Here is a 26,840-nt window from a genome sequence, read left to right as displayed (position 1 = left end):
GTCATGGCGAGGTCGACCCCGAGCGGTGCGAGCATCGCGATCAGCCGCGGCAGGTGCGCGCGGACGGTCGGCTCGCCGCCCGTGATCCGGATGGCGTCGAACCCGAACCGGCGGACGCACGCGGTCGCGATCCGGGTCAGCTCCTCGTACGTGAGGACGTCGTCGCGCGGGAGCCAGTGCATGCCCTCTTCCGGCATGCAGTACGTGCACCGGAAGTTGCACCGGTCGGTGACCGACAGCCGCAGATCCTTGACGCGCCGACCGAACGGGTCGACGAGCGGGACTGCGGACGTGGTGTGCACGCCACCAGGGTATGCCCCGGCCCGCCGGCGCCGACTCGGGCGCTCGCGAGAAGCCGCCGCGTAGGTAGTTCTGACGGTTGTCACGAACGGTCGGGTGTGGTGCAGTACCCCGGCTACCACGGCACGACACGATCGGAACGGCTGGGACCCATGGGAGGACGCGACGACGCGACCGCGACGGGCTGGCCCGTCCCCGCCCGCGCCGCTGCGATCGTCGGCCTCACCGTCGGGCTCGCCGCGTGCGGTGCGGGCGCCGTCCACCAGACCGCTACGGCGGACACGCCGACCTCCTCGCCGGCGCGCGTCGTGCTCCGCCAGCAGGCGCTCGGCACGGCTGTCGACGCGCAGATCGAGCTCGACTGCTCGACCCCGACCGCGTCCTCGGGTGGTCGCGGCGGGGTGGCGATCGCGTCGTCGACCGCGCAGCGCTGGCACGCGCCGGCGGTTCCCGGGCACGACTGGACGACCGTGGTCGACGTCGCGGCCGGCGCCACGTGCACCGCGACGGACCGGCCGCTCCCGCCCGCGGTGCTCCGCTCGGTGACGGGCGGGACGTCCGTGTACGACGGGGAGACGCTGACCGGCGTCCGCGCGACCGCGGACCCGGGCGCGACCACCGCGCTCACGCTCGTCGCAAGCGGCGCCACGTAGTTCTCGACACTTCGCGCTGGGGGCTGCGGAGGATGGGCCCGGGAACCTCGTCGCAGAGGTTCCCGGGCACACCAGCTCGAGCCCCTTAGGCTCCCGCGGATGCTCCGGGCGTGGGTGTTCGAACCGGGCGCGAACGAGCCGCGCGCGATCGACGAACCGGATCTCGCGCGGGCGCGCGACGGCGACGCGCTCCTCTGGGTCGCGGCCGAGGCCGACGACGCGCACGCGATCGACAGCGTCGTCGACGCGTTGCGCATCAACCCCTTCGTCGCCGAGGACCTCCACCACGCCAACCAGCGCACGAAGCTCGAGTGCTACCGCGACCACTGCCACGTCTCGTTGCGCGACTGCACGATCGACGGGCTGCAGATCACGTCACGCGAGATCGACGTCGTCGTCGGCGACGGCTGGCTGCTGTCCGTCAGCGAGCATCCCGTCGCCGACGGCACCGGTGCGCTCGACGAGGTGCGCCGCCGGTTCGCGCAGCACCGCGGCGAACCGGGCGCCGATGACGAGGGGTTCCTGCTCTGGGCGCTGCTCGACGTGATCGTCGACCGCTACTTCGCGATCACCGACGCGATCGACGACCGGCTCGACGAGATCGAGGACGTCGTGTTCGCGAACCAGGTCGGCGAGAGCGTCCCTCGCGAGGTGTTCGAGCTGCGACGCGGGCTCGTCGGGTTCCGTCGCGCCGTCGTCCCGTTGCGCGAGGTGCTCAGCCAGCTGCTGCGCGGTGACGTCCGGTACATCGGCGCGAGCGCGCAGACGCATCTCCAGGACGTGTACGACCACGTCCTGCGGGTCACCGATCTCGTCGAGTCGCAGCGCGACGTCCTGACCGGTCTGCTCGAGGCGCACCTCGCCGTCGTGTCGAACCGCATGAACGAGGTGATGAAGCTCACGTCGTCGTGGGGCGCGATCCTCATCGTCGCGACGCTCGTCGCCGGCATCTACGGCATGAACTTCCACCACATGCCCGAGCTCGCCTGGCGCTTCGGCTACCTCTACGCGCTCGGCCTGATGGCCGTGCTCACAATCGTCCTCTACCGGATGTTCAAGCGACGCGGCTGGCTCTGACGTTCACGCGCCGCCGCGTCCGAGGATCGAGCGCGCTCAGCGCTCCGGCGGGCAGTCCAGACGCATGACGGTGACGTCGCCGCCCTCGGGGACTCCGTCGCCGTCGGGAAGGAGCGCGAGGCCGTTCGCGAGCGCCATCGCGGACAGCGCGTTGCTCGCCTGGGAGCCCGTGCGCGCGGCGACGTACCGTCCGTCCGCATCCCTCCCGAGCCGGACCCGGTCGAGATGCAGCTTGCCGTCGGGCTTGCGCGTCATCGCGTCGCCGGCGACGGCGCGCACCGTCGGCCGCAACAGCGCCGTGTGCCCCATCATCCGCAACAACGCGGGCCTGGCGAACAGCTCGAAGCTGACGTGCGACGACACCGGGTTCCCGGGCAGTCCGAACACCGGCGTGTCGCGCACGACGCCGAACGCGAGCGGCTTGGCGGGCTTGATCGCGACCTGCCACCACTGCAACGCGCCGAAGCGGTCGAGCGCGGCCTTCACGTAGTCGTACTCGCCCATCGAGACCCCGCCGCTCGTGACCACGGCGTCGCACGTCGCGAACGCGTCTTCGAGCGTGCGGACGATGAGCGCTTCGTCGTCGCGCGCGATGCCGAGGTCTCGCGGCTCGCACCCGGCTTCGTCGAGCAGCGCGAGAAGCATCGGCCGGTTCGCGTCGCGGATCTGGCCCGGCTCGAGCGCGCCCTCGCCCTCGACGAGCTCGTCGCCCGTCGACAGCACGCCGACGCGCGCACGCGGATGCGCGCGCACCGTCTCGTAGCCGAGGCTGGCGAGCACGCCGACGTGCGCGGCGCCGAGCACGGTGCCGACGTCGAAGACGGGCTGCCCGGGCTGCAGGTCGCCGCCCGCGGCGCGTACGTGGTCGCCCGTCGACGCCGCCTCGTAGACGTTCACGCCGTCGCCGTCGCGCTCGGTCCGCTCGACCATCACGATCGCGTCGGCTCCGTCGGGTACCGGCGCACCGGTCATGATCCGGATCGCCTCGCAGTCGCCGACCGCCTGCGTCGGTGCCCGTCCCGCGGCGAGCTCGCCGACGACCCGCAGCCGCACGGGCGACGAGGGTGTCGCACCGACGGTGTCGGCGGCACGCACCGCGTACCCGTCCATCGCCGAGTTCGCGAACGGCGGGACCGCTTCGCGCGCGACGACCGCCTCGGCGAGGACGAGACCATTCGCGCGGGCGATGGCGACGTCGACGGGTGGGAGCGGCGCGACGGCGTCCAGGATCGCCGCGCGAGCGTCCTCCAGCGCGATCACAGGAGTTTGCGGCGGTGGACGAGGTCGACGAGGAACGCCTCGAGGTCGGCGCCGAGGTCGGGACGATCGAGCGCGAGCTCGATGTTGGCTCGCAGGAAGTCGAGCTTCTGGCCGATGTCGTACCGGCCCTCCTCGAAGGTCCGGCCGTACACGGTCTGGGTCTCCAGGAGGAGACCGATGGCGTCGGTGAGCTGCAGCTCGCCGCCCGTCCCCGGCTCGATGCGGTCCAGCGCCTCGAAGATCTCCGGTGTGAACACGTACCGGCCCATCGCCGCGAGCATCGACGGCGCGTCCTCGGGCGCCGGCTTCTCGACGATGGAGCGGACCTGGACGAGCCCGTCCTCGACCGGCTCGGGATCCGCGCTGCCGTAGCGCGAGATCTCCTCGCGCGTCACCTCCTTCAGCGCGAGCACCGACCGCCCGTAGCGGTTGTGCACGTCGATCATCGACCGGAGCAGCGCGGAGTCGTCGACCATGATGTCGTCGCCCAGCAACACCGCGAACGGCTCGTCGCCCACGTGGTCACGCGCCACGCTCACCGCGTGCCCGAGCCCGAGCGGGTCCTTCTGGCGGATGTAGTGGATGTCCGCCATCTCGGAGGTGCCCTGCACCTCCTTCAGCAGCTCGTGCTTGCCCTTCTGCTCCAGGTAGAACTCGAGCTCGAAGTTCCGGTCGAAGTGGTCCTCGATCGCCCGCTTGCCGCGGCCGGTGATGATCAGGATGTCGTCGATCCCGGCACCGACGGCCTCCTCGACGACGTACTGGATCGACGGCTTGTCGACGACCGGCAGCATCTCCTTCGGCTGGCTCTTCGACACCGGCAGGAACCGCGTCCCGAGGCCCGCGGCCGGGATCACCGCCTTGCGCACCGGCTTCTCGCTCACGCGCTCTCCCTCCTGCTTCGTCGTCGGCCGTCGCTCGCCGTGCTCGCCGCGCTCGCCCGGGACGGTGATCTACCCACCCGTCGCGGCCTCACCGCCACCGCCCACCGAGTCTCCCAGACCGTGCTCCTCCCCCCGGACGAGCCGGCGGAGGTTGCCCGCGTGGCGGGAGATCACGACGACGGCGAGGGCCGACACGACGGCGATGTCGAGCGCGCTGCCGCCGGTCAGCCAGACGGCGAGGGGGAACGCGACCGCGATGATCAGCGACGCGATCGACGCCTTCTTCAGGACCCGGGCGACGACGAACCACACGACGGCGAGGCACACCACGATGACCGGGAACAGCACGACGAGGACGCCGCCGCCCGTCGCCACGCCCTTCCCGCCCTTGAACCGCCGGGTGACCGGCAGCATGTGCCCCGCGATGGCGGCCACGCCGAGGATGTACGCGCCGCGATGCCCGTCGAGGCCGAGGCCGACGCCTGCCGCGAGCGCGCCCTTGGCGAAGTCGGCGACGAGCACGAGCAGACCCGCCTTCCAGCCCATGAGGCGGGCGACGTTCGACGCGCCCGGGTTCCCGGATCCCTCGTGGAGGACGTCGTGCCCGCCGGCCCGGGCGACGAGGGCGGCGCTGGGGAACGTGCCGAGGAAGTACGCGACCGGGACCAGGACCAGCACGACCACCCACACAGCCGCCATTCCTTCACTTCGCGAGGGACCGCGTCAACGTCGCCCCGGGAATCCGGATCGGTGGTGGAGCGTTCCCGAGGGCGGTACCATTTAGCAGTCCGGCCGCGGGAGTGCTAACGCCCGCCGCCGTCCCGGCCAGACGAGACAGGAACCTTCCCGACATGCCGACCTACGAGTACCGGTGCACGAAGTGCGGCGAGCACATCGAGGTGTACCAGTCGTTCAGCGAGGAACCGCTCAAGAAGCACGCCGGGTGCGGCGGCAAGCTGAACAAGGTCCTCGGCTCCGTGGGCATCGTCTTCAAGGGCTCGGGCTTCTACCGCACCGACAACCGCGGCTCCTCGCGCGGCGGGCCGCGCGACAAGGAGAAGGTCGAGTCGTCGAACGGCTCGTCCGAGTCGAGCTCGTCCACGTCGGAGTCGAAGGCCGAGTCGTCGTCCTCGTCGTCGGACTCGAAGTCGTCGGACTCGAAGCCCAAGGCGTCCGAGAAGACGAGCACGTCGAAGGCCAAGAGCGCCTGAGCGACACCGTGGGCCCGCGCGCCGAGATCGGCGTGTTCGGCGGCTCGGGCTTCTACTCGTTCCTGACCGACGTCGAGTCCATCGACGTCGACACCCCGTACGGCCCGCCGAGCACGGCCGTCCACCTGGGCGAGCTCGACGGCCGGCGGGTCGCGTTCCTCCCCCGTCACGGCCCCGGGCACGAGCTGCCTCCTCACCGGATCAACTACCGGGCAAACGCGTGGGCGATGCGCGCACTCGGGGTGACGCGGGTGATCGGGCCGTTCGCCGCGGGCTCGCTGCAGCCGCACGTCCATCCCGGCGACTTCGTCGTCGTCGACCAGTTCGTCGACCGCACCTGGGGACGGCCGGACACGTTCTACGACGGTCCCGTGCCCTACCACCCCCCGGCTGCGGACCCGTACTGCCCCGAGCTGTCCGCGCTCGCGGCCGACGTCGCGTCGGCGCGTCCGGACGTCGCCGTGCACCGGGGCGGGACGGTCGTCGTCGTGCAAGGGCCGCGCTTCTCGACCCGGGCCGAGTCGCGCTGGTACCGGTCGCAGGGGTGGGAGGTCGTCAACATGACCCAGTACCCGGAGGCGTTCCTCGCCCGCGAGCTCGGCCTCTGCTACACGGGCATCGCCCTCATCACCGACTACGACACCGGCGTCGACGACGACCCGAGCGTCGAGCCCGTCACGCAGGCGGCGGTGTTCGAGTTCTTCGAGCGCAACGTCGATCGGGTGCGCGAGCTGCTGTTCGACCTTGTCCCCCGCCTCCCCGCCCGGCGTGCGTGCGCCTGCGGCGACACGCTCGGGCCCCTTTCGGCCGAGGAACCCGGCAAGTAGCGTTCGCGAGCTCGCGCTAGCGCGCCGCGCTTCCCCCGCGTCCGACCTGCTCTCGCGCGCCCGGGAGGCGTTCCCCATGCTCCGCCGCTCACCGCGCGCCGCCCTGCTCTGGGCGGCGGCCGCCGTCGTCACCGTCGTCACCGCCACCTCCGTGGCCGGGACGCTCGCCTCGCTGCACCGCCAGGACCGCGACTACGGCAAGGTCCGGCCCGTCGTCGTCGCACGGCGCGAGCTGACGCTCGGCGCGGTCGTCGGCCCGGATGACGTCGCCACGGTGCGACTGCGCGGTCACTCGCTGCCGGCGCGATCCGTCGCCCGTCCCGAGGACGCGGTCGGCCGCGTCGTGTCGGTGCCGGTCGTCCGGGGCGCGATCGTCACCGAGCGCAACCTCGCGGCGCGTGCGCGCGACGGTCGCGACGGAGTCGTGCCGCCCGGGCAACGCGCGATGCGGATCGTCGTGTCGGACGGGCTGCAGCCGCGAGCGGGCGATCTCGTCGACGTGTACGTCACGTTCCCGGCGAACGCGGTTCCCGAGAGCACCGATCCCACGTTGACCGTCGCGAGCCACGTTCCCGTCGTCGGCGTCGACGGCGCCGGCGAGACGACCGACGGCGACACCGGCGCGCGGTCGCAACGCATCGGGGTCACGCTGCTCGTCCCGGCCGAGGACGCGAAGCGGCTCGCGTTCGCCGCCGCGACGGGGACGATCGCGCTCGCGACGACACCGCCCGAGGACGTGCTCGCGACTCCGTGAATGGACGTGCGGCGCGGGCGTCGCGGAAGATCGCCCGCGTGCAACCTCCCATCGACGCGGTCGTGTTCGACTACGGCGGAGTGTTCTCGAGCCCGCTCTTCCGGGGTGTGGGGCGGTTCGAGGCCGACATGGGGTACCCGCCCGGCTCGATCCTGGAGCTGCTGTTCGGCGAGACCGCGTACATCGGGGTCGAGGGCCGGTCGATCGTCGAGGACGGCGCGCCGCCCACGCTCGACGGCGTCCCCGAGTCCGCGCACGCGGTCACGCACGACTGGCACCGGCTCGAGATCGGCGAGCTGTCGCTCGACGAGTACTTCAAAGGCGTGATGGAGCGTGCGCCCGAGGTCCTCGGCAAGCCGATCGACTTCGACGCCTACCGCCGCTTCTCCGCCGAGATGCCGATCGGCGTGCACTGGCAGGTCGTGCACCGCGCGCGCGAGCTCAAGGCCGACGGACTGAAGGTCGCGCTGCTCACGAACAACGTGAAGGAATGGGGCGACCACTGGCGCTCGACGATCCCGCTCGACGAGCTGTTCGACACGGTGGTCGACTCGAGCGAGGTGAAGATGCGCAAGCCCGATCCGCGCGTGTACGTCCTGACGTGCGAGCGGATGGGGACGTCGCCGGAGCGCGCGGTGTTCGTCGACGACAACACCGAGAACGTCGCCGCGGCCCGGCGACTCGGGATGGAGGTCGTCCTGTTCGGCGACGACCCGTGGGCCGCGATGGCCGAGCTCGACGCGATCCTGCAACGACGCGGCACGCTCGCCTCCGCTTGACCCGCCCTGTTGGTACACAACTCGCGCCTATGACCGCGACTTGTGTACCAACGCGGCGTGGCTGGTGCGGCCGGGGAGCCGATCGGTCGCTACTTGCCGCTCATCTGCATCTCGGACACGAGCAGCGTCACGCCGGCGGCGCCGCCGGGAAGCCACGTCAGGTCGTCGCCGACCGCGGCGACGTCCCGCAGCATGCGCTGGATCGTGGATGCCACGGTGATCTCCCGGACCGGCTCCGCGAACGCGCCGTCGCGCACCATGAGACCCGTCGCGCCGACCGAGAAGTCGCCGCTCACCGGGTTCGTTCCGGAGTGCAGCCCGCTGACGGACTGCACGTAGAGCGCCTCGGGGACCGACCACAGGATCTTCTCGGGGGTGCTCGTCCCCGGCGCGAGGTGCAGCGCACGCGCGCCGACGCCGGGCGTCGACTTGAACCCGCGCACCGCGGACCCGGTCGTCGTCGTCCCGGCCCGTCGCGCGGTCGACACGTTGTGGAGGAACATCCGCAGCACGCCGTCGACGATCAGGTCGTTGCGACGGGTCGGGACGCCCTCCGCGTCGTACGACGACGCGCCGTACGCCTCGGGGTTCGTCGGGTCGTCGACGACCGTCACCAACGGCGACGCGACCTGCTCGCCCTCACGCCCGACGAACAGCGAACGGCCCTTCTGCACGGACTCCCCGTTCAGCGCGGCGCCCACGAGACCCAGCAGCGACGCCGTCACGAGCGGGTCGAACACGACGGGCAGACGACGCGACGGCGGCTGCGCGGCGCCGAGCAGGCGCGTAGCCCGGTCGGCCGCGTCACGCGCCGCCGTCGCGAGCTCGAGATCGGAGGGCGAGCGTCCGACCGAGAACCCGTACCCAGTCTGCGTCGCGGTTCCCTCGCCCGCCATCGCGTAGGAGAAGCAGGCGCACATCGTGCGCCTGCTCGACGCCTCGACGCCCGTGGACGTGGCGATCGCGGTCTCGACGGCCGCGTCCCCGTAGGACGCCGCTTCGACGCCACGCACACGCGCATCGGCCGCGCGGGTCGCGGCCTCGAGCTCGAGCGCCATGCGCACCTTCGTGTCGGTGTCCACGGACGCGAGGTCGTCGCGCCAGAGGTGGAGCGACGCGGGCTCGACACCGGCGATGTCGTCGAGCGTCGCGAGCCCGTAGAACTCGTCAGGCGCGCCGAACGACGCGTTGTCGCGTGCATCGGCGAGCGCGTCGGCGACGACGGCGTCGTCGAGCGACCCGGCCCACGCGTAGCCCTGCCGGTGGTCCGTGACGACGCGCACGCCCACGCCCGCCACCTCCGCGACGGACAGCGACTCGACGTCGCCGTCGAAGACCTTCACGTCGGTGTCGCGGGAGCGGACGACGAGCGCCTCGACCTGCTCGCCGTCGCGCGCGCGCGACGCGACCGCCCGAGCGATGTCGAGGAGGTCGGGCGGGCTCATCCCGCCGTCCCGCCGACCGTCAGCTCGGACACGCGCAACGTCGGCTGACCGGACGAGACCGGCACGCCTTGCCCCTCCTTGCCGCACGTGCCCGCCCACGTGTCGAAGTCGTTGCCGACGACGTCCACGCGCCGGAGCGTGTCGGGGCCGTTGCCGATCAGCTGCGCGGCGCGCACCGGCTCGGTGATCTGGCCGTCCTCGATCATGTACGCCTCGGTGATGCCGAACACGAAGTCGCCGGACGCGGTGTCGACCTGTCCCCCGCCGAGCGCGACGCAGTAGATGCCGTACGGCGTCTGACGGATGATCTCGTCGGGGTCCTCGTCGCCGCGCTCGAGGTACGTGTTCGTCATCCGCACCATCGGGAGGTGCTGGTACGTCTCGCGCCGCCCGTTGCCGCTGCTCGCGCGGCCGTCCTTGCGCGCGCGCAGGAGATCCCACATGTAGTCGGTGAGGACACCGTTCTCGATGAGGACATTGCGCTGCGCCGGCGCGCCCTCGTCGTCGATCGCGTACGCACCCCACTCACGTGCGAGGCGCCCGTCGTCGACCAGCGTGACGAGTGGGGACGCGACCTGCTCGCCCACGCGACCGCGGAACACGGATGCGTCACGCGCGACGAGGTCCGCCTCCAGACCGTGACCGCACGCCTCGTGGAACAGCACGCCGCCCGCGCCGCGCTTCAGCACGACGGGGAGCTTCCCGGACGGAGCCGGCCGCGCGTTCAGCATCGTCATCGCGCGACGCGCGGCGGTGCGCGCGACCTCGTCCGGGTCGATCTCGTCGAAGATCTCGAAGCCGACGGTCCGGCCCGGTCCTTCCATGCCCGTCTGCATGCCGGTGTCCCCGAGCGCGACGCACTGCACCATGAAGCGCGTCCGCACCTGGTCGTCCTCGGTCAGCAGCCCGTCGGAGTTGGCGACGAGGATGTGCCGGTGCGAGTCGGCGTAGCCCACGCTGACCTGCCGGATCGCGTCGCCTTCGGAGCGGGCGACGTCGTCGGCGCGCTGCAGGACCTCGACCTTGCGGCCCTTCGGGACCGACTCCGGCATCGTCGTCACCTCGTGCGGCGGCGCGACGGCACGACGTTCGAGCGCGACCACTCGCGAGCCACCGCCACCGCCGCGCGCCGCCGCGGCCGCAGCCTCGGCCGCCTCGCGGAGCCCGTCCTCGCTCAGGTCGGCGGTGTGCGCGTACCCGGTGGTGTCGCCGCGCACGACGCGCACTCCCGCACCACGGTCGCGCCCGGACACGAGCTCCTCGACCTTGCCGTCGTCGAGTCGCGCGGTCGAGCTGCGACGATCTTCCGCGAAGACCTCCGCGAAGTCGCCGCCGTTGCGCAGCGCGGTGTGCAGGGTGCGTTCGAGGACGGCGTCGTCGAGCACGGTGCGGCTCCGGGATCGGAGGGGCGAGGAATTGCCGCACCGGTATGCCGCGGTGACGGCCGGCTGCCTATGGTACGCCGGTGCAACTCGAGCCCGGCCTCGTCGGGAGCGCGACCCTCACCGTGTCCGACGACGACACCGCGATCGCGCTCGGAAGCGGCGACGTGCCCGTGCTCGCGACGCCGCGTGTCGTGCTCCTCGCCGAGGAGGCCACGGTCCTCGCGCTCGAGGGCCGACTGCCGGCAGGGCGGACGAGCGTCGGCTACCGCGTGCAGCTCGACCACACCGCGCCGACGGCCGTCGGCGGCAAGGTGCAGGCCGAGGCGATCCTCGAATCCGTCGAGGGACGCCGGCTCAACTTCCGCGTGTCGGTGAGCGACGGGCACGGTCTCGTCGCCGCCGGTCGCATCACCCGCGTGATCGTCGACCGCGAGCGCTTCATGGAGCGCGCCACCAACAGCTGACCTGCTCGCGTCGGCGCCTACGCTGGCGGGCGCGTGAGCGACGAGTCCGAATCGCAGCCGCCCACCTCCCCGCGCCCGCCGTGGGAGACGCAGCCCGGTCCTCCGGCACCGCCACCGGCCCCGCCCGGATGGACCCCGCCGCCGCCGTCGCCACCGGCCGCACCGCCGCCGCCCAGCGCGGCGTGGGGCGCACCACCGCCGTCGGGCGGGTGGTCACCACAGCCGCAGTACGCGACCGGCGTCGCACCGAGGCGGCGGGGATGGGCATGGCTGTGGCTGCTGATCGCCGCGCTCCTCGTGCTGATCGGCTTCGCGATCGGCGGCACCGTCCTCGCGGTCGGCACGCTCACCAAGCCCGCCGACGCGACGAACACGTACCTGCGCGCGCTGCAACGCCAGCAGTTCCCCGTCGCGTACGCACAGCTCTGCGCGGCGCGACGGAGCGAGACGCCCGCGAGCACCTTCGCCGACGAGCAGGCCAGCCGGCTGCAGAGCGACGGCGCGATCCGCGACTTCGACGTGTACTGGTCGTTCGTGACCTCCGACAACCACGCGACGACGCGGTACACGATCGACCGCAACCTGCTCGCCGAGCAACGGTTCGAGGTCGACCTCGTCCGCGAGGGCGGTCACTGGCGCCTCTGCCACTTCAAGCAGCTCGCCGACTGAAAGATGCGGCACTCACGTACGGATTCCGTACGTGAGTGCCGCATCTTCGTCAGGCGAGGTTGCTGGAGCGCGGGTAGGCGTCGGCCGGGTCGGTCAGGACGTTGACGAGGACGGGACCGTCCGCCGCGAACGCGCGGTCGAGCGCCGCACCCAGCTGGCGCGGCTCGGTCACGAGCTCGCCACCACCGCCGAGCGCGCGGACGACCTCGTCGTATCGCGTCCCAGGCCGCAGCTCGGCGGCGACGTCGTAGCCGTACACCGCCTGCATCGGGTGCTTCTCCAACCCCCAGATCCCGTTGTTGCCGACGATCGCGACGACGTGCACGCCGAAGCGCACGAGGGTGTCGAAGTCCATCAGCGAGAACCCGGCCGCGCCGTCGCCGAGCAGCAGCACGACCTGACGCGACGGGTACGCGAGGGCGGCGGCGAGCGCGTAGCCCGTCCCCATGCCGAGACAGCCGTACGGACCGGGGTCGAGGAAGCACCCGGGCGTGTACGTGTCCACGAGCTTCCCCGCGTACGACACGAAGTCGCCGCCGTCGCCGATGACGATCGCGTCGCGCGCGAGCCGCGGGATCACCTCCCCGTACACGCGCGCGGGGTGGATCGGCGTGGTGTCCGCGTCGAGCGTGTCGCGCTCCTTCTCGCGACGGGCGCGCTCCTCGTCACGCAGCCGCGCGATCCACGCGTCGTGGCGATCGGCGCGACCACCGGAGCCGCCGTCGGCGAGCAGCGCAAACGTGCGCGCCAGGTCACCACCCGCGGACGCCGCGAGCTCCACGTTGCGCGACACGCCGTCGCGCGTGTCCGCGAGATGCACGACGCGCGCGTCGCCGAAGTGCCCGAACCCGAGCCGGAAGTCGAGCGGCGTGCCTGCGACGACGACGAGATCGGCCTCCTTCAACGCGAGCGAGCGAGCACGCGAGAACGCGAGCTCGTGATCGGCGGGCAGCAACCCGCGCCCCATCCCGTTCGCGAACACCGGCACGCGCGCCATCTCGGCGAAGGCGCGCACGCCGTCCTCCGCGTGCGCCCAGTAGAGGTCCCCGCCCGTGACGAGCACCGGCCGCTCGGCGCCCGCGACGAGCACCGCCACGCGCGCGACCGCGTCGTCGTCGGGGTCGTCACACCGCAGCACGGATCGGTCCGGCGCAACGGGCACGTCCACCTCCGCCGCGCCGAAGAACACGTCGAGCGGGACGTCGAGAAAGGTCGGGCCCCGGTGGGGCGTGCACGCGGCGCGCACGGCTGCATCGAGATCGCCGGGGATCGACGCCGTCGCGCTCGCGGTCATCGCGGACTTCGTGATCGACCCGACGATCGGCAGGTGGTCGAGCTCCTGCAGCGACCCGCTGCCCCACCGCGCCTGCGGCGCACGTCCACCGATGACCGTGACGGGCGAGCCGTTCATCCACGCGGCCGTCATCGCGCTCACACCGTTCGTCACGCCGGGCCCGGCGGTCAGGGCGGCGACGCCGACGCCTCGGGTGACCTTCGCGTGCCCCTCCGCCGCGAACGCCGCCGTCTGCTCGTGACGCGTGTCGACGATGCGGATGTCGCGTTGCACGCACCCGTCGTACAGGGGGAACAGGTGGCCGCCCGACAGCGTGAAGACGCGGTCGACGCCGTGGCGCGCGAGCACGTCGGCGGCGAGGACGCCACCCACGCGCGCCCCGGTCGTCACGCGTCGACGCGCGCGAGGAACTCGGTGAGCGCGCGCAGCCAGGGCTCCGGGTTCTCGAACTGCGGCGAGTGCCCGGCGTCGGGGATCACCGCGAGCGTCGCACCGGGGATCGTCGCCGCCATCGCCCGGCTCACCTCGACGAACGGCCGGTCCTGCTCGCCGACGATGACGAGCGTCGGGCAGCGGATCGCCGCGAGGTCGGCGAGCCGGTCCTCCTGGTGTGCCATGTCGCGCGCCGCGCCCGCCCACATCGCGGCGGCGAGCGCGTCCCACTTGGAGTCCTCGAACTCCTGGAACCCCTCGCGCTCCGCAAGGAGACGGAGGTGCGCGGGCGTGTCCAACGTCGCCGCGGCGTCGAGCAACGGCTTCAACGCGTCCTTGCCGTCCTCGAGGATGATCTTCGCGGCGGCGTCCATCAGCTCGGGGTCGATGCCGGGCACGGGCCCGGGCGCGGTGTCCATCAGCACGAGCGCGTCGACGCGCGCGGCGTGGGCGAGCACGACGCGCTGCGCGACCATCCCGCCCATCGAGTGGCCGAGCAACCGGAAGGTGTCGAGGCCGAGCGCGTCCGCCACCGCGATGGTGTCGTCGGCGAGCCGGTCGAGCGTGTAGCGGTCGGGATCGTCCGGCCCGTCGCTCGCTCCGTGACCACGGTGGTCGAAGGCGACGACGCGGTACCCCTCCGCCAGCGTGTCGAGGTGGTCGCCGAAGTCCTCCTTCGCACCACCGAACCCGTGGACCAGGAACAGCCCCGGGCCGTCGCCGCGCACGTCGACCTCGAGCGCGACGCCTTCGTCAACCGTGATCCTCACGCGGCCCCCTTCTCGCCCCTCGCGGCCCCATAGGCTACGAGGATGGCGGCGACCGAGACGGCGAGCAGAGGCCGTGCGTCCCGCCCCTGGGTCTTCTGGGTGCGGATCGTCGTCAGCCTCGGCCTCCTCGCCCTGCTCGTCTCGCGCATCAACCTGCGCAACCTCGTCCCGCGCCACCCGCACCTGGCGACGGCGGCGTTCCTCGCCGCGGGCCTCGCGGTCACGCTGCTCGGCTTCGTCCTCTCGGCCTGGCGTTGGCAGCGGGTGCTGTGCGTGTTCGACACGCCCGTGAAGGTCCGGATCCTGCTGTCGCACTACCTCGCCGGGCAGTTCGTCGGCAACGTGCTGCCGTCGACCATCGGCGGCGACGTGCTGCGGGTCAGCCGGGCGTCGAACAGCACAGGCTCCATGAGCGACGCGTTCGCGTCCGTCGCGCTCGAGCGGTTGACCGGCTTCCTGTCGCTCCCGCTCCTCAGCCTGCTCGGCTTCGCGTTCATGCCGAGCCTGCTGGACGGGAAGACGGCACGCGGCAGCCACCTGGCGCTGCTCGTCGACGGGGTCGCGCTCACCGCGCTCCTGTCGATCCTGCTGCTCGCGGCGAGCCCCCGGCTCGCGGGCCGGTTCCGCGAGCACGAGAACTGGATGCGCTTCATCGGCGCGGTCCACGTCGGCGTGGACCGGCTGCGCCGCCGGCCTCGCCTCGCGATGCCGGTGATCGTCGCGTCGGTGCTCTACCAGATCTCGACGATCCTGACCGTCTGGTTCGCGATCAAGACGCTCGACCTGTCGATCCCCGCGGGAGCGGTCGTGGCCTACGTCCCGGCGGTCGCGATGCTCCAGGTGCTGCCGATCTCGCTGAGCGGCCTCGGCGTCCGCGAGGGTGCACTCGTCATCTTCTTCCACCACTGGGTCCGGTCCGGCCAGGCTGTCGCCGTGGGATTGCTCTGGTACGCGATGTTGTTGGTCGTGAGTCTCCTCGGCGCGCCGTCGTTCGCCATCGGGCACCGCCTCGGCGTCGCCGGCCAGGAGCAGGACCCCAGAGCCCCGGCGGACGAACCCGAAGAGCCGAAGCGTTGACCGACACCACCACGCGACCCACCGCCGCACGTCGGCCACGCCGCATCGCGCCCCGTCTCCCCGGCGGGCGGACCCTGCGCGACGGTCACCGCATCTACTGGTGGGTCGAGATCCTCGCGATCCTCGCCTACTACGCCGTGTACTCCGCGGTACGCAACGCGGCCGACGCGAACGTGCGGCTCGCGCGCCAACACGCACACCAGCTCATCCACGTCGAGCACCTCATCGGCATCCTCCACGAGCAGACGCTGCAACGGTGGGCGCTGCACTTCGAGCCGCTCATCGTCGCGATGAACTACGTCTACGGCTCGCTGCACTTCGTCGTGACGGCGGGCGTCGGCGTCTACCTCTTCCGCAAGTGGAGCGACGACTACCCGAAGTGGCGCAACACGCTCGCGATCACGACGGGCCTCGCGCTGATCGGCTTCTACTTCTGGCCGCTCATGCCACCGCGTCTCTACGGGCACGGCTTCATCGACACGCTGGCCAAGTACCCGACGATCTGGTCGTTCAACTCGGGCGAGATGAGCAAGCTGTCGAACCAGTACGCGGCGATGCCGAGCGTGCACTGTGCCTGGGCGCTGTTCTGCGCGTGCGCGCTCGTCCCGCGGCTGCGCTCGACGTGGGCGAAGGTGCTCGCGGCCTGCTACCCGGCACTGACCGTCACCGCGATCGTCCTCACCGGAAACCACTACTTCCTGGACGCGGTCGGCGGCTTCACGACGCTCGGCATCGGTTACGTCGCGGCGCGCGCCATCACGCGCGCGGGCCGCGGTGAACCGGTCGTCGACATCGCGGCGCAGGAGCGTCGCGAACGCGGCCGCGTGACGCAGGAACCCGAGCCGGCACTTCCCGAACGCGGTACCGGCACGGAGGGCTCGCTGTAACGCGGGATTTGCGACGCCCGTGACGGCGCGCCGATCCTGACCCGCCATGCCTGAGACCGTCGACCTCGACCATGTCGCGATCGGGACGCCCGACGCGCGCGACGCGATCCGGTACCTCGTGGGCGAGCTCGGCGGCCTCGTCCTGTTCGGCGGGCAGGGTCCCGGGTTCCGGCCGATGCAGATCCGTCTCGGCGACGCGCGCGAGGGCATGACGGTCGAGCTGCTCGAGCCGTGGGACACCGACAAGAACGACTTCCTCGCGCGCTTCGTCGCCCGTCACGGCGAGGGACCGCACCACATGACGTTCAAGGTTCCCGACCTTCCCGCGATGCTCGACCGCGTCGACGACGCGGGCTTCCATCCCGTCGCGGTCGACATGTCCGACCCGACGTGGAAGGAGGCGTTCCTCCACCCGCGCGAGTCGCACGGCACGGTCGTGCAGCTCGCCGAGGCGCACGAGGATCTCCCCGACCTCACCGCGCTCGTCGCGTGGGTCGGCGAGCACGGCCCCCGCACGAATCCTCAGTGGTGGCCGGACCCGCCGGTCCGCGGTGCGCGCGCCGCGCGCCTCCGCCGCGTCGTGCTCACGACGCCGTCGGTCGACGCGACGCTCGACCTGTTCGCCGGCGTGCTCGACGGCAAGGTGGTGGAGAGCGGCGAGGGCTGGACCGAGCTCGTATGGCCCGGGGGCGGGCGCATCCGGTTCGAGCAGCGCCCGGGATCACCCGGCATCGACCGGCTCGAGGGCGACGTGCTCGGCGCGCGCGTCGACACGACGCTCGCCGGGGCGCATCTCGTGCTGCACCCGCGCGGCGACTGGCCCGCGCCCACGGTCAGCGACCGTCACGCTCCCGACCGCGCCGCCACGTGATCAACCGATCGGCGATGGCACCGAGGATCGCGGAGCCGATGATCACGTAGATCAGGCGCGAGTTGCGGTGCGTCACGAGGAAGTCGACGCGGACGCGCTGGCTGTTCGCGAACGCGAACCACAGGACGATCGCGACGACGATCGCGGCGACGACGTGACGAGGCGTGATCAGGTTCCGCGGCTGCCGTCCCCGATCGTCCACGGGGCACAGCTTCTCACGTCCGCGCGTGCCCGGCGACGATGCGCAGGACGCAGTCGCGCACCGCTCGGTCCGCGAGTGACAGGTGCGAATCGCGCGCGCAGACGAGTGCGAGGCGGCGGGGTGGCATGTCGGCGATGGTGACGCGTCGTACGCCCTCGGACGCGGGCGCGGTCGCGGTCTCGGGCAGGACGGAGACGCCCGCGCCCGCGGCCACGAGGTCGGAGATCAACCGGATGCCCTCGACCTCGACCGGGACGGACAACGAGAACCCGCGCGCGTGTGCGGCGGCGTCGATCTCGATCCGGAGGGGGTTGTTGGGCGGGGGAAGGATCATCGGGAACTGCGCGAGCGCCTGCAGCGGCACGGGGTCGGGCGGGAGCTTGACCCCGGCGCCGACGAGGCCGACGAGGGCCTCGTCCATCAGGTGCTCGACGCTGACGCGCGCGTCCATGACGGGCTCGGTGACGAGTGCGAGCGCGAGCTCCTGCCCGAGGACCTCGGCGACGAGCCGCTCGGACGCGCCCTCGACGATGCGCAGCGACACCCCGCTCGCGCGGCCGCGCATGTCCGCGACCAGCGCGGGGACCAGCCACCGGCTCGCGGTGCCGACGACGCCGAAGCTCGCCGTACCGGCCTCGAGGCCCTGCAGCATCGAGACGTCCTCACGGAGCCCGTCGAGCTCGCGCCGGATGCGGCGGGCCCGCTCGAGCACGACGTCGCCGCACTCGGTCGGGCGCGCCCCCTTGCGGCCCCGGACGAGCAGCTCGACGCCGAGCTCGTCCTCCAGCTGGCGAACCTGCTCGGACACGTTTGACTGGACCGTGTTCAGGGCATCGGCAGCGGCGGTGAACGACCCCTCCGCCTCGATGGCCAGCAACACGTCGAGGTGACGTAGCTCCACCGCCCGATCCTCCCGTCCCGCCCGCCCGCTCCGTCGCCGGAACGATCGCTCTGACGATCGTCGTCGACGATCGTTCCTATCAAGACTAACTGTTGGACAGATTCGGAGGGCCTGTAGTTGCATGACGCCCTCTGGGTGCATCGGGGAGTCGGTCCCCCCGCCGATTCCCCGATGCGTTCGCGCCGACCGGACCACGCCGGAGCCTCAGCCGGGACGCCGGCGCCGAGCGACCAGAGAACCAGGAGACACAGGAGGATCATGGCCGCAGAGAGCCTTTCGAACCTGGTGTTCACCGGCACGCTGGCCTGGACGGGCGACGCCGCCTGTCGGGGGCAGACCAGCCTGTTCTTCGCGCCGGCAGGGGAACGACCGGAGGCGCGGGTCGTTCGTGAAGCACGGGCTCGGGCCATCTGCACCGACTGTCCCGTCGTGGAGCCGTGCCGTCAGTGGGCGCGCGAGCAGCGTGAGTACGGCTTCTGGGGCGGCGAGTCCGAGGAGGAGCGCGCCGCCGCGGGGTTCCGCGTCGACATGCCCGTCGGCCGGGTCGCCCGGTACCCGAAGGGGAACGGGCAGCCGGTCGCGCCGCGCACACCGCGCGTCGCCTGACCGACCACATCGCGACACCCAGGACGCGCCGTCACGGCCCTCCGTGACGGCGCGCCTCGCGTCGTCGGCTCGCTAGTGTCCCGGCGGCATGAGCGACGCGACGGGTGTCGATCTCGAACGGCTCCGGCCGTACTTCGCGCGCCACGTCGACGGCGCGGGTGACGCGCCGCTCCATGCGGACCTGATCGCGGGCGGGCGGTCGAACCTCACCTACGTGATCGGTGACGGTGAGCGGGAGTGGGTGCTGCGCCGACCGCCGCTCGGCCACGTGCTGCCGACCGCGCACGACATGGCCCGTGAGTACCGCGTGCTGGCCGCGCTCGACGGGACGGACGTGCCCGTTCCGCATCCGTACGTCCTGTGCGAGGACACCGACGTCATCGGCGCGCCCTTCTACGTGATGGAGAAGGTCGACGGCATCATCCTGCGCACGCCGGAGGAGACCGCCCGCCTCGACAAGGACGTCGCCCGCCGGTGCTCGATCGAGCTGGTCGACGTCATGGCCCGGATCCACGGCGTCGACTACGAGCGCGTCGGGCTCGGCGACTTCGGTCACCCCGACGGGTTCGTCGAACGTCAGGTCCGCCGGTGGGGCGAGCAGTGGGAGCGGTCCAAGACGCGCGAGCTGCCCGCGATCGACGAGCTCGCCCGGCGGTTGCGCGCCGCGCTCCCACCGTCGCCGCCGCCCACGATCGTGCACGGCGACTACCGGCTCGACAACACGATGCTCGCGGCCGACGACCCCGGTCGCATCGTCGCGGTCCTCGACTGGGAGATGGCGACGCTGGGGGACCCGCTGACCGACGTCGGCCTGTTCCTCCTGTACTGGGGACAGGGCGACGCGCAGATCATCGCGACGGGCCGCAACGTCGCGACGGACACCGGCTTCATCTCGCGCGACGAGGTGATCGACCGGTACGCCGCGACGAGCGGGCGCTCCGTCGACAACCTCGACTTCTACGTCGTGCTCGCCGCGTACAAGCTCGCGATCATCGTCGAGGGCATCCACGCGCGGTTCCTCATGGGCAAGACGCTCGGTTCCGGGTTCGAGACGATGGGCGAGTCGGTCGTGCGCCTGTCGGAGTGGGCGCTCGAGCAGGCCGACAAGTCGTCGATCCCCGCATTGCGCGCCTGACCAAGGAGTCGACGGGCGGCGCCCGATCCGCTGCCGCGCGGCGGTCGTAACCTGGAGCGATGGCAGGTCTCGTCTGGGAGGACCGGCCCCGGTTGCGGCGGCCCGTGATGGTCGCGGGGTTCGAAGGTTGGAACGACGCCGGCGACGCGGCGTCCGACGCGGCGACGTGGATCGTCCGCAACTTCGACGCGTCCTGCTTCGCGTGGATCGACCCCGAGGAGCACTTCGACTTCCAGTCGAACCGTCCGCGTGTCGAGCTCGTGGACGGCGTGACCCGCCGCATCACGTGGCCCGAGAACCGCTTCTACGCGGTGGCGACGGGGAGCGACGACCACGACCTGGTCGTGCTCCGGGGCGTCGAGCCGAATCTGTCGTGGCGGTCGTTCTGCGCGTCGGTGATCGAGGTCGCGCGCTCGACGGGCTGCGAGCTGGTCGTGACCCTCGGCGCGCTGCTCGCCGACGTGCCGCACACGCGGCCCGTCAGGATCACCGGATCGGCCACCGATCCCGAGCTCATCGAGCGACTGCACCTGCAGAGCTCGCGCTACGAGGGCCCGACCGGCATCGTCGGCGTGCTCCACGACGAGTGCCGGCGAGCCGGCCTCGCGTCGGTGTCGCTGTGGGCGCCGGTCCCGCACTACGTCGCGTCGCCACCGAACCCGCCCGCGACGCGGGAGCTGCTCGCCCGGCTGGCCGATCTGACGCGCTTCAGCGTCCGCCTCGACTCCCTCGACGCGACCGCCGTCGCGTGGCGGGAGCAGGTGAGCGAGGCGGTCGCCGGTGACGACGACGTGCGCGCGTACGTGAGCCAGCTCGAGCGCCAGGTCGACGAAGCGGAGCCCGGGCTGGAGATGCGCAGCGGCGAGTCGATCGCCGCGGAGCTCGAACGGTACCTGCGCGAGCGCGAGCAGCGCGGCGAGGCCTGATCAGCGCGACGTCGCTCGGGCGCCGGGTGCTCCGAGCGCGCCGGCGAGGTCGTCGGCGAGCCGGCGCGCGTCGTCGGGCGCGAGCCGGGCGACGTTCACGCGGATCGCCGGCGCGCTCGCGATCCGGAACCGCTCCCCCGCGCTCACGCCCCACCCCGAGACGAGGAGCGCGCTCACGACGGTCGCCTCCGCGGGGACCGGGATCCAGACGTTGAGCCCGGAGCGCGCGTGTGACGCGATGCCGTGACGGCCGAGCGCTCCCACGAGCGCGTCCCGCCGGCGCGCGTACGTCGCCGCGGCGCGGTCGAGGAGGCGTTGCGTCGCGCGGTCGCACAGGAGGTCCGCGACGATCTCCTGCAGCAGCCAGCTGACCCATCCGGGTCCGACCCGCTGCGCGCCTTCCACGCGGTCGATGGTCGTCGCGTCGGCGGTCAGCATCGCGACACGGAGGTCGGGGCCGAGGGCCTTGGCGACCGAGCGGACGACGGCCCAACGGGCGCGGCGGGCGTCGACGAGCGTCGTGCCGGGTGCACCCGCGATCGCGCCCGCGTGGTCGTCCTCGACCACGACGACATCGGGATGCGCGCGCAGGACGGTTCGCAGGGCGCGTGCGCGGTCGGCGCCGATCGCGGCGCCAGTCGGGTTCTGGGCGCGCGGCGTGACGACGACCGCACGAGCGCCGTCGCGCAGCGCGCGCTCGAGCGAGTCGGGCTGCGGCCCGTCGTCGTCGACCCCGACCGGTGTCCGACGCATCCCGAGCGCGGCCACCAGGTCGTGCACCGACGCGAAGCCCGGATCCTCGACCGCGACGCGGTCGCCGACGCGCAGATGGGCGCGCAGCACGCGCTCGACGCCGTCGAGCGCGCCACTCACGACCGCGACGCGCGTGACGGGGATGCCGTCGGCCTCGAGCGCGCCGCGCGCGACATCGGACAGCGCGGGGAGAACGGGGCCCTCGCCGTATCCCGCGCGGCTCGGCCGGGCGCGACGGAGGACGGGCCCGAGGGGCGGCAACAGCGCGGGATCAGGTCCGCCGTCGACGAGATCGAAGACGCCGGGCGGGAGCGGCGCGTGGGGCACGACCGGCAACGGCGCGGCGTCGCGCACACGCGTCCCGAGCCGCCCCGCCCCCTCGGTGATCCCGCGACGAGCGAGCTCGCGGTATGCGGCCGCGACCGTCGCGGGCGCGACACCCGCTCGCGCCGCGAGGTCGCGCACGGTCGGCAGGCGGGCGCCGGGCGGGATCTCGCCCTTCGCGACGAGCCGCTCGACGCTGCCGGCGATCTCGCTCGCCGTGCGCCCCGTGATCCGATAACGTTCTGCCATGAGTGATCAGTTGTACTGTAACGAAGACGCGACGTACGCGCCAACGGCCCAGACGGCCGTCCGCCGTCTTCCTGAGCGCGCGCACTACGACCGCGCCACCGTGCACGCGATCCTCGACGAGGCGCTCGTGTGCCACGTCGGCTTCGTGCACGACGGCCGCCCCGTCGTCATCCCCACCACGTTCGTGCGCGACGGCGAGACGCTCTTCGTGCACGGCTCTCCGGCGAGCCGGATGCTGCGCACGTTGTCGCGCGAGATCGACGCGTGCGTCACGGTCACGCTGCTCGACGGCCTGGTGCTCGCACGCTCGACCGTGCACCACTCGATGAACTACCGCTCGGTCGTCGTGCTCGGGCGCGCCCGCCGGATCGACGACCTCGGCACACGCGACGCCGCGCTGCGTGCGCTCGTCGAGCACGTCGTGCCCGGCCGCACGGCGCAGGCCCGCGCCGCGACCGAGAAGGAGCTGCGCGGCACGCTCGTGCTCGCGGTCGACCTCGAGCACGTGTCCGCGAAGGTGCGCACGGGCGGTCCGCTCGACGAGGAGGCCGACCTGTCACTGCCGGTCTGGGCGGGCGAGATCCCGCTGCGGATGGTGCGCGGCGAGCCCGTCCCCGACCCGTTGGTACACAACTCGCGGTCATAGGCGCGACTTGTGTACCAACGCGGCCAGGGCGGCGGCGTGGTGGCGCGGCGCGGTGGGCGCGGCGTTGGTCGTCAGCCCAGGAGCTCTCGTGCGGTCGCGAGCCAGAGGTCGGTGGAGAGCCGCAGCGAATCGACGTCGACCCGCTCGTCGTTGCCGTGGAAGCGCGTCGCGAAGTCCTCGAAGCCGACGCGGTCGCTGAACAGCCCGAAGCCGTAGCCCACCGAGCCGGCTCGGCGGAAGAAGCGGTTGTCCGTACCGCCGACCATGAGCGACGGGAACAGGCGCGACCCGTCGACCAACCGGGAGGTCACGCGGCCGAGCACGTCCCACAACGGCGTGTCCGTCGGCGAGCTGGTCGACGGGTCGTCGTTCGACTCGATCTCGACCCGGTCCGCGAGGTCGCCGAGCGCGTCGACGAGGAGCGCGCGCACCTCGTCACCCGACTGGCCGGGCAGCGTGCGCACATCGACCTCCAGCTCGACGAGGTCGGGGATGACGTTCGTCTTCGTGCCGCCGTGCACGACCGTCGGCGCGATGGTCGTGTGGGTGCACGCGTGGAACAGGCGCGCGGCACCGGGAGGAAGCGCCTCCAGGACCTCCGGCAGACGGTCGGGGTCGAGCAGCGGATCCGCGAGCTCGGGTGGGAACGACATCCCCTCGACGAAGCGACGCCACGTCTCGTGAATCCGGGTCCGCGGCTCGTACTCCGCGAGCCGGCGCACGACCTCGGCGGCGGTGACGAGCGCGTTGTCCGCGCCGTGCGGCTGCGAGCCGTGACCCGGCGTGCCGCGCACCCGCAGCTTCGACCAGTAGGTGCCCTTCTCCTCGACCATGACGGGGAGGCCGGTGCCGGCGGGTGACGGCGTCTGGAACCCGCCGAACTCGGTGAGCACGTAGTCGGTGACGACGGCGTCGGGCTCGTTCTCGACGAGCCACTTCGCGCCCCACGTGCCGAGCGCCTCCTCGTCGGCGACCGCGAGGTACACGAGCGTCCCCCGCGGCTTGAACCCCTCGGCCGCCAGATGGCGGAACGCGACGGCCATCGACGCGGTGAGGTTGAGCATGTCGACCGCGCCCCGTCCCCACACCTCGCCGTCGACCAGCTCGCCGCCGAACGGGTCCCGGTGCCAGCCGTCGGCGTTGACCGGCACGACGTCGGTGTGCCCCATCAGCAGCAACGACGGTGCGTCCGGGTCGCTGCCCTCGATGCGGCTCACGAGGCTCGTGCGCCCGGGCCGCGGCTCGAACAGCTCGGTGTCGAACCCGCCCCGGCCGAGGTACTGCGCGAGCAGGTCGACGCTCCGGACCTCGCGGCCGGACTCCACCGTGCCGTCGTTGACGCACGCGTTCCGGATGAGGTGCTGCAGGAGGTCGGTGACCTCACCGGTGAGCGTGTCGCCGTCGGTCGCCATGGCGCGCACCATAGCCACCCACATGGTGGGGGCTTACGACGCCGGGGCGACTCGATAGACGAGGCGGTTGCGGGCGTCGCGCCAGCGCTCGGCCTGCCCCGCGAGGACGAGGTGCTCGAGATGGGCGAACGTCTCGCTCTCGGCCATCACGCCCCAGTGGCGCTGCGGGAACACCTCGTGGCAGAGGTCGCGCACCGTCGCGGGACCGAGCGCGAGCGACACGTCGCGCAGCTGCTCCATCCGCTCCTCGTGGTGCTCCTTGATCGCCTCGACGCGACCCGGCACGTCGTCGAAGGGATGACCGTGCGCGGGGAGGCCGAGCCCGACGCCGTCGAGCCCGGCGACCAGGTCGAGGGTCGCGAGGTACGACCGCAACGAGTCCGCGCCGTTGCCGACGCCCGAGACGTGCGGCGTGATCGACGGGAGGACGTGGTCCCCGGACAGCAGGATCCCGTGCTCCGGGTCGTAGAGGCAGAGGTGGTCGAGCGTGTGCCCGGGCGTGTGGATCGCGGTCCAGTCACGGCCGGCGAGGCGGATCGTGTCGTCGTGGCGGACACGCCGGGTGGGGTCGGGCGCGGAGAACAGCAGCCCGAGCGCGCGGATCATCATCCGCCGGTGCCAGGGCGGCATCGGCATCCTCGTCCCGCCCCACGGCGTCTCGCCGCCCCAGCCGGACGACTGCGCGGTCCGCTGCGTGGACGGGTCGTCGCGCAGCGGGTCGTCGAAGATCTCGGAGTCGGGTCCGATGTCGAGGAGCTGCGCCGCCTTGGCGGCGTCGCGCTCGGCCTCGATCGCCTCGTGCTCGCTCGACGGGCGTCGCGCGAGCTTCCGTTCCAGCGACCACGTCGTGAACGCGGCGTGCGCGACCAGCTCCGCGCCCGCCTCGCGCGCGAGACGTCCGGCCCCGCCGAAGTGGTCCGGGTGCGAGTGCGTCACGAGGACGGTGTGGACGTCCTTGACCCGGAACCCCGCGGTCCGCAACCGCTGCTTGAGCGCCTTCCAGGACTGCGGGCCCGGGAGGCCGGGGTCGACGACGGCGAGGCCACGGTCGTCGAGCAGGCCGTACATGTTCACGTGCCCGAGCCCCGGCATCCAGATCGGGAGCTGCATCCGGATGACACCGGGTGCGACCTCGGTGACCTCCTCCGACGCCGGCTCCTGCTCCTGCTTCGGCGGCCGCGGCGCGGGCGCGCCGGTCGGAGGGGTCTGGGTCTCGGTCACCGGGTCAGGGTACCCGAACCCCGTTCGGGCGCTTCCCGGCCGTCACTGGCTCCGGGGCCGGCTCCCTGCGTCGCGAAGGCTCGCCGTGCGATCCCGGGCGTCGTCGCCGGCGCCCGTCCGCATGCCGAACGTGAAGCGCGCGCGCAGCGACCAGTGGCCGGTCACGCCGGGGGTCATCAGCCACGCCTCGCCGGCCTCGGTCGCGACCGGGAGACGGCGGGCGAGGTGCATCGCGAGACGGTCGGGCCAGGTGTCCTGCGCGACGGTGAGATGCGGGACGACGTCGGTGTGGATGCCGTCGTAGGGCGGGCACCGCGGCCACGCGTCGACGAGCGCGCGTGTGATGTCGGCGAACGGTTCCGCGGGTTCGGGCGCGAGGAAGAGCACACCGGGGAACGACTCCACGCGCGTCAGCTCGAAGCGGAAGGGTGCGCGCCGCGCGAACACGTCGTGGAGCGACGCGACGACGGAGTGGTCGATCCGACCCGCGGGAAGGAACGGGTAGAGCAACGTCACGTGCGCCGGCATCCCGAGCCGCGCGCTGCGGTCGTGGCGGTCGCGATGGACGGCGACGACGGGCTCCGCGGCGGGAATCGGGACGATCAGCGCGCTCGCCCGACGCAAACTGCGCAATGAGTCACCGACCGACCAACGGCTCACGCGCGCGCCCCGTGGCATTGTCGTCGCACAGGATCCGTGCGTGATACGACTGTCGCGCCGTTCGGGACCGGAGCGGAACGATCGACGATGTCGCGCGACAGCAACGTGCACGACGAGGGCCGGACGCGCGTGTGATGACGCGTGCGCGTCAACGACGCACGGTGACGGTGTACCTCGACGGCCGCAAGGCACTGCGGTTCCGACGTGTGCGCGGCGCGGACGGCTCCCGCGAGCTGCGGCTCGTCTTCCGCGCGCCGGGCGTCGACGACGACGCCGTCGAGCGGGTGCGCGTCGACATCCTCCAGCGATGGCAATGGCGCGAGGAGGACGACGTCGACGGGGACGGGACCGGCTGACCCGGTCATGCCAGGACGCGACGTGCACGCGCCCACAGATACGCGGGCGGCCCCGCCGCCAGACCCGCCAGCTCGAGCAACGTGAGCGCCGTCGGGTAGTCGCCGCCCTTGCCCCGGTTCTTCGGCGAGTCCGTCCGCACGAGATACGCGAGGCCGCGCGGCACACGGCGCAGCACGTCGCGACGTTCGGGCACCGCGACGAGCTGCTTGGTGAGCGCAGCCGACAGGCCCGTCCCGTAGTGGAAGAGCTGGCGCGCGAGCAGGCGGGTGTCGGCGTGATGGCGGTGCCACACGATCGCCGCCGGCTCGTACGTGAGACGGCGACCACCGCGGAGCAGCCCGATGTACAGGTCGAGATCCTCACCACCCGCAGACGCCGTTCCTGCACCGAGGCTGGTGTCGAACGGCCC

General features: G+C 72.4%; 31 protein-coding genes. 16 read left to right on the top strand and 15 right to left on the bottom strand.

Translation table 11 applies throughout. The features are described from left to right. A partial coding sequence (locus tag VFC33_20765) for a radical SAM protein (protein HZR15678.1) occupies positions 1 to 302 on the bottom strand: 302 nt, incomplete at its 3' end. Positions 303 to 452: 150 nt separating this feature from the next. Here VFC33_20765 and VFC33_20760 point away from each other — a divergent pair. Together VFC33_20760 and corA are read left to right on the top strand one after the other, a co-directional pair. After that, positions 453 to 953: a hypothetical protein gene (locus VFC33_20760; protein ID HZR15677.1), complete on the top strand. Its 501-nt coding sequence runs from the start codon at positions 453 to 455 to the stop codon at positions 951 to 953. Positions 954 to 1,052: 99 nt separating this feature from the next. Continuing rightward, complete coding sequence (gene corA, locus VFC33_20755) at positions 1,053 to 2,030, top strand: magnesium/cobalt transporter CorA (GenBank protein HZR15676.1); 978 nt, start codon at positions 1,053 to 1,055, stop codon at positions 2,028 to 2,030. Between the two features lie 36 nt (positions 2,031 to 2,066). Here the strand turns inward: corA and glp are convergent, their stop codons facing one another. The 3 genes from glp to VFC33_20740 form a co-directional block, all read right to left on the bottom strand. Further along, the gene (gene glp, locus VFC33_20750) at positions 2,067 to 3,290 is read right to left on the bottom strand and encodes a gephyrin-like molybdotransferase Glp (protein HZR15675.1); all 1,224 of its coding nucleotides are present in this window, start codon (positions 3,288 to 3,290) and stop codon (positions 2,067 to 2,069) included. Further along, positions 3,287 to 4,174 (bottom strand): UTP--glucose-1-phosphate uridylyltransferase GalU, encoded by an 888-nt coding sequence (gene galU / locus VFC33_20745; GenBank protein ID HZR15674.1) that lies wholly within the window; start codon positions 4,172 to 4,174, stop codon positions 3,287 to 3,289. Before galU ends, glp begins: the two co-directional genes overlap by 4 nt. A 69-nt stretch (positions 4,175 to 4,243) precedes the next feature. After that, positions 4,244 to 4,873 carry a glycerol-3-phosphate acyltransferase gene (locus tag VFC33_20740; GenBank protein HZR15673.1) on the bottom strand — a complete coding sequence of 210 codons (630 nt, stop codon included), beginning with the start codon at positions 4,871 to 4,873 and terminating at the stop codon, positions 4,244 to 4,246. 152 nt (positions 4,874 to 5,025) lie between these two features. On the opposite strand from VFC33_20740, the gene VFC33_20735 reads away from it, so the two are divergent. The 4 genes from VFC33_20735 (at position 5,026) to VFC33_20720 (ending at position 7,745) form a co-directional block, all read left to right on the top strand. Beyond that, positions 5,026 to 5,385: an FmdB family zinc ribbon protein gene (locus VFC33_20735; GenBank protein HZR15672.1), complete on the top strand. Its 360-nt coding sequence runs from the start codon at positions 5,026 to 5,028 to the stop codon at positions 5,383 to 5,385. A gap of 8 nt (positions 5,386 to 5,393) precedes the next feature. Then, on the top strand, positions 5,394 to 6,212 hold the full coding sequence (locus VFC33_20730; protein HZR15671.1) for an S-methyl-5'-thioadenosine phosphorylase: 819 nt from the start codon (positions 5,394 to 5,396) through the stop codon (positions 6,210 to 6,212). Between the two features lie 76 nt (positions 6,213 to 6,288). Continuing rightward, entirely contained in the window at positions 6,289 to 6,966 is a 678-nt protein-coding gene (gene cpaB / locus VFC33_20725) for a Flp pilus assembly protein CpaB (GenBank protein HZR15670.1), read from the top strand. A 38-nt stretch (positions 6,967 to 7,004) separates the two neighbouring features. Further along, entirely contained in the window at positions 7,005 to 7,745 is a 741-nt protein-coding gene (locus VFC33_20720; protein ID HZR15669.1) for an HAD family phosphatase, read from the top strand. 89 nt (positions 7,746 to 7,834) lie between these two features. Here VFC33_20720 and VFC33_20715 read toward each other — a convergent pair whose 3' ends face one another. Beyond that, positions 7,835 to 9,190 (bottom strand): TldD/PmbA family protein, encoded by a 1,356-nt coding sequence (locus VFC33_20715; GenBank protein ID HZR15668.1) that lies wholly within the window; start codon positions 9,188 to 9,190, stop codon positions 7,835 to 7,837. Next, complete coding sequence (locus VFC33_20710; GenBank protein HZR15667.1) at positions 9,187 to 10,575, bottom strand: TldD/PmbA family protein; 1,389 nt, start codon at positions 10,573 to 10,575, stop codon at positions 9,187 to 9,189. The genes VFC33_20715 and VFC33_20710 overlap by 4 nt, the downstream gene beginning before the upstream one ends. An 80-nt stretch (positions 10,576 to 10,655) precedes the next feature. Here VFC33_20710 and VFC33_20705 point away from each other — a divergent pair, with 80 nt between their 5' ends. Further along, positions 10,656 to 11,039 (top strand): thioesterase family protein, encoded by a 384-nt coding sequence (locus VFC33_20705; protein HZR15666.1) that lies wholly within the window; start codon positions 10,656 to 10,658, stop codon positions 11,037 to 11,039. A 33-nt stretch (positions 11,040 to 11,072) separates the two neighbouring features. Further along, on the top strand, positions 11,073 to 11,708 hold the full coding sequence (locus VFC33_20700; protein ID HZR15665.1) for a hypothetical protein: 636 nt from the start codon (positions 11,073 to 11,075) through the stop codon (positions 11,706 to 11,708). A gap of 49 nt (positions 11,709 to 11,757) precedes the next feature. Here the strand turns inward: VFC33_20700 and VFC33_20695 are convergent, their stop codons facing one another. Then, entirely contained in the window at positions 11,758 to 13,392 is a 1,635-nt protein-coding gene (locus VFC33_20695; GenBank protein ID HZR15664.1) for an acetolactate synthase, read from the bottom strand. Next, on the bottom strand, positions 13,389 to 14,204 hold the full coding sequence (locus tag VFC33_20690; GenBank protein HZR15663.1) for an alpha/beta fold hydrolase: 816 nt from the start codon (positions 14,202 to 14,204) through the stop codon (positions 13,389 to 13,391). The genes VFC33_20695 and VFC33_20690 overlap by 4 nt, the downstream gene beginning before the upstream one ends. A 42-nt stretch (positions 14,205 to 14,246) precedes the next feature. On the opposite strand from VFC33_20690, the gene VFC33_20685 reads away from it, so the two are divergent. Genes VFC33_20685 through VFC33_20675 form a run of 3 tightly spaced genes read left to right on the top strand, consistent with a single transcriptional unit; the run spans position 14,247 to position 17,039 of the window. After that, on the top strand, positions 14,247 to 15,281 hold the full coding sequence (locus VFC33_20685) for a lysylphosphatidylglycerol synthase transmembrane domain-containing protein (GenBank protein ID HZR15662.1): 1,035 nt from the start codon (positions 14,247 to 14,249) through the stop codon (positions 15,279 to 15,281). Then, complete coding sequence (locus VFC33_20680) at positions 15,278 to 16,168, top strand: phosphatase PAP2 family protein (protein ID HZR15661.1); 891 nt, start codon at positions 15,278 to 15,280, stop codon at positions 16,166 to 16,168. Before VFC33_20685 ends, VFC33_20680 begins: the two co-directional genes overlap by 4 nt. 46 nt (positions 16,169 to 16,214) lie before the next feature. Next, positions 16,215 to 17,039 (top strand): VOC family protein, encoded by an 825-nt coding sequence (locus tag VFC33_20675; GenBank protein ID HZR15660.1) that lies wholly within the window; start codon positions 16,215 to 16,217, stop codon positions 17,037 to 17,039. Here the strand turns inward: VFC33_20675 and VFC33_20670 are convergent. Further along, entirely contained in the window at positions 17,002 to 17,241 is a 240-nt protein-coding gene (locus VFC33_20670; protein ID HZR15659.1) for a LapA family protein, read from the bottom strand. The genes VFC33_20675 and VFC33_20670 overlap by 38 nt on opposite strands. A gap of 13 nt (positions 17,242 to 17,254) precedes the next feature. Continuing rightward, the gene (locus VFC33_20665; GenBank protein HZR15658.1) at positions 17,255 to 18,142 is read right to left on the bottom strand and encodes a LysR substrate-binding domain-containing protein; all 888 of its coding nucleotides are present in this window, start codon (positions 18,140 to 18,142) and stop codon (positions 17,255 to 17,257) included. 258 nt (positions 18,143 to 18,400) lie between these two features. Here VFC33_20665 and VFC33_20660 point away from each other — a divergent pair, with 258 nt between their 5' ends. The 3 genes from VFC33_20660 to VFC33_20650 all read left to right on the top strand — a co-directional run bounded on the left by VFC33_20660 (position 18,401) and on the right by VFC33_20650 (position 20,809). Continuing rightward, positions 18,401 to 18,748, top strand: coding sequence for a WhiB family transcriptional regulator (locus VFC33_20660; GenBank protein HZR15657.1), 348 nt, complete (start codon positions 18,401 to 18,403; stop codon positions 18,746 to 18,748). Between the two features lie 88 nt (positions 18,749 to 18,836). After that, the gene (locus VFC33_20655) at positions 18,837 to 19,883 is read left to right on the top strand and encodes a phosphotransferase family protein (protein HZR15656.1); all 1,047 of its coding nucleotides are present in this window, start codon (positions 18,837 to 18,839) and stop codon (positions 19,881 to 19,883) included. 59 nt (positions 19,884 to 19,942) lie between these two features. Continuing rightward, complete coding sequence (locus tag VFC33_20650) at positions 19,943 to 20,809, top strand: PAC2 family protein (protein HZR15655.1); 867 nt, start codon at positions 19,943 to 19,945, stop codon at positions 20,807 to 20,809. Here the strand turns inward: VFC33_20650 and VFC33_20645 are convergent, their stop codons facing one another. Continuing rightward, a complete protein-coding gene (locus VFC33_20645; GenBank protein ID HZR15654.1) occupies positions 20,810 to 22,135 on the bottom strand; it encodes an aminotransferase class I/II-fold pyridoxal phosphate-dependent enzyme in 1,326 nt (441 codons plus the stop codon). It abuts the gene before it with no gap. On the opposite strand from VFC33_20645, the gene VFC33_20640 reads away from it, so the two are divergent. Beyond that, on the top strand, positions 22,134 to 22,781 hold the full coding sequence (locus VFC33_20640; GenBank protein ID HZR15653.1) for a pyridoxamine 5'-phosphate oxidase family protein: 648 nt from the start codon (positions 22,134 to 22,136) through the stop codon (positions 22,779 to 22,781). The two genes, VFC33_20645 and VFC33_20640, sit on opposite strands and share 2 nt — an antisense overlap. Before the next feature lie 71 nt (positions 22,782 to 22,852). Here the strand turns inward: VFC33_20640 and VFC33_20635 are convergent, their stop codons facing one another. The 3 genes from VFC33_20635 to VFC33_20625 are packed head-to-tail and all read right to left on the bottom strand — an operon-like array spanning position 22,853 to position 26,047. Further along, entirely contained in the window at positions 22,853 to 24,193 is a 1,341-nt protein-coding gene (locus VFC33_20635; GenBank protein HZR15652.1) for a M20/M25/M40 family metallo-hydrolase, read from the bottom strand. A gap of 33 nt (positions 24,194 to 24,226) precedes the next feature. Next, positions 24,227 to 25,414: an MBL fold metallo-hydrolase gene (locus VFC33_20630; protein ID HZR15651.1), complete on the bottom strand. Its 1,188-nt coding sequence runs from the start codon at positions 25,412 to 25,414 to the stop codon at positions 24,227 to 24,229. Positions 25,415 to 25,456: 42 nt separating this feature from the next. Beyond that, complete coding sequence (locus VFC33_20625; protein ID HZR15650.1) at positions 25,457 to 26,047, bottom strand: 2'-5' RNA ligase family protein; 591 nt, start codon at positions 26,045 to 26,047, stop codon at positions 25,457 to 25,459. Positions 26,048 to 26,235: 188 nt separating this feature from the next. On the opposite strand from VFC33_20625, the gene VFC33_20620 reads away from it, so the two are divergent. After that, on the top strand, positions 26,236 to 26,430 hold the full coding sequence (locus VFC33_20620) for a hypothetical protein (protein ID HZR15649.1): 195 nt from the start codon (positions 26,236 to 26,238) through the stop codon (positions 26,428 to 26,430). A gap of 5 nt (positions 26,431 to 26,435) precedes the next feature. On the opposite strand, the gene VFC33_20615 is transcribed toward VFC33_20620, so the two are convergent. Further along, positions 26,436 to 26,840: glycosyl transferase (locus VFC33_20615; GenBank protein HZR15648.1), on the bottom strand; the 405-nt coding region annotated here is incomplete at its 5' end.

The sequence above is a fragment of the Acidimicrobiia bacterium genome (assembly GCA_035651955.1).
In the GTDB taxonomy this organism is placed as follows: domain Bacteria; phylum Actinomycetota; class Acidimicrobiia; order IMCC26256; family JAMXLJ01; genus JAMXLJ01.
Note: the sequence above shows the minus strand (reverse complement) of the source record. Positions and strands in the feature narration are given on the sequence as shown.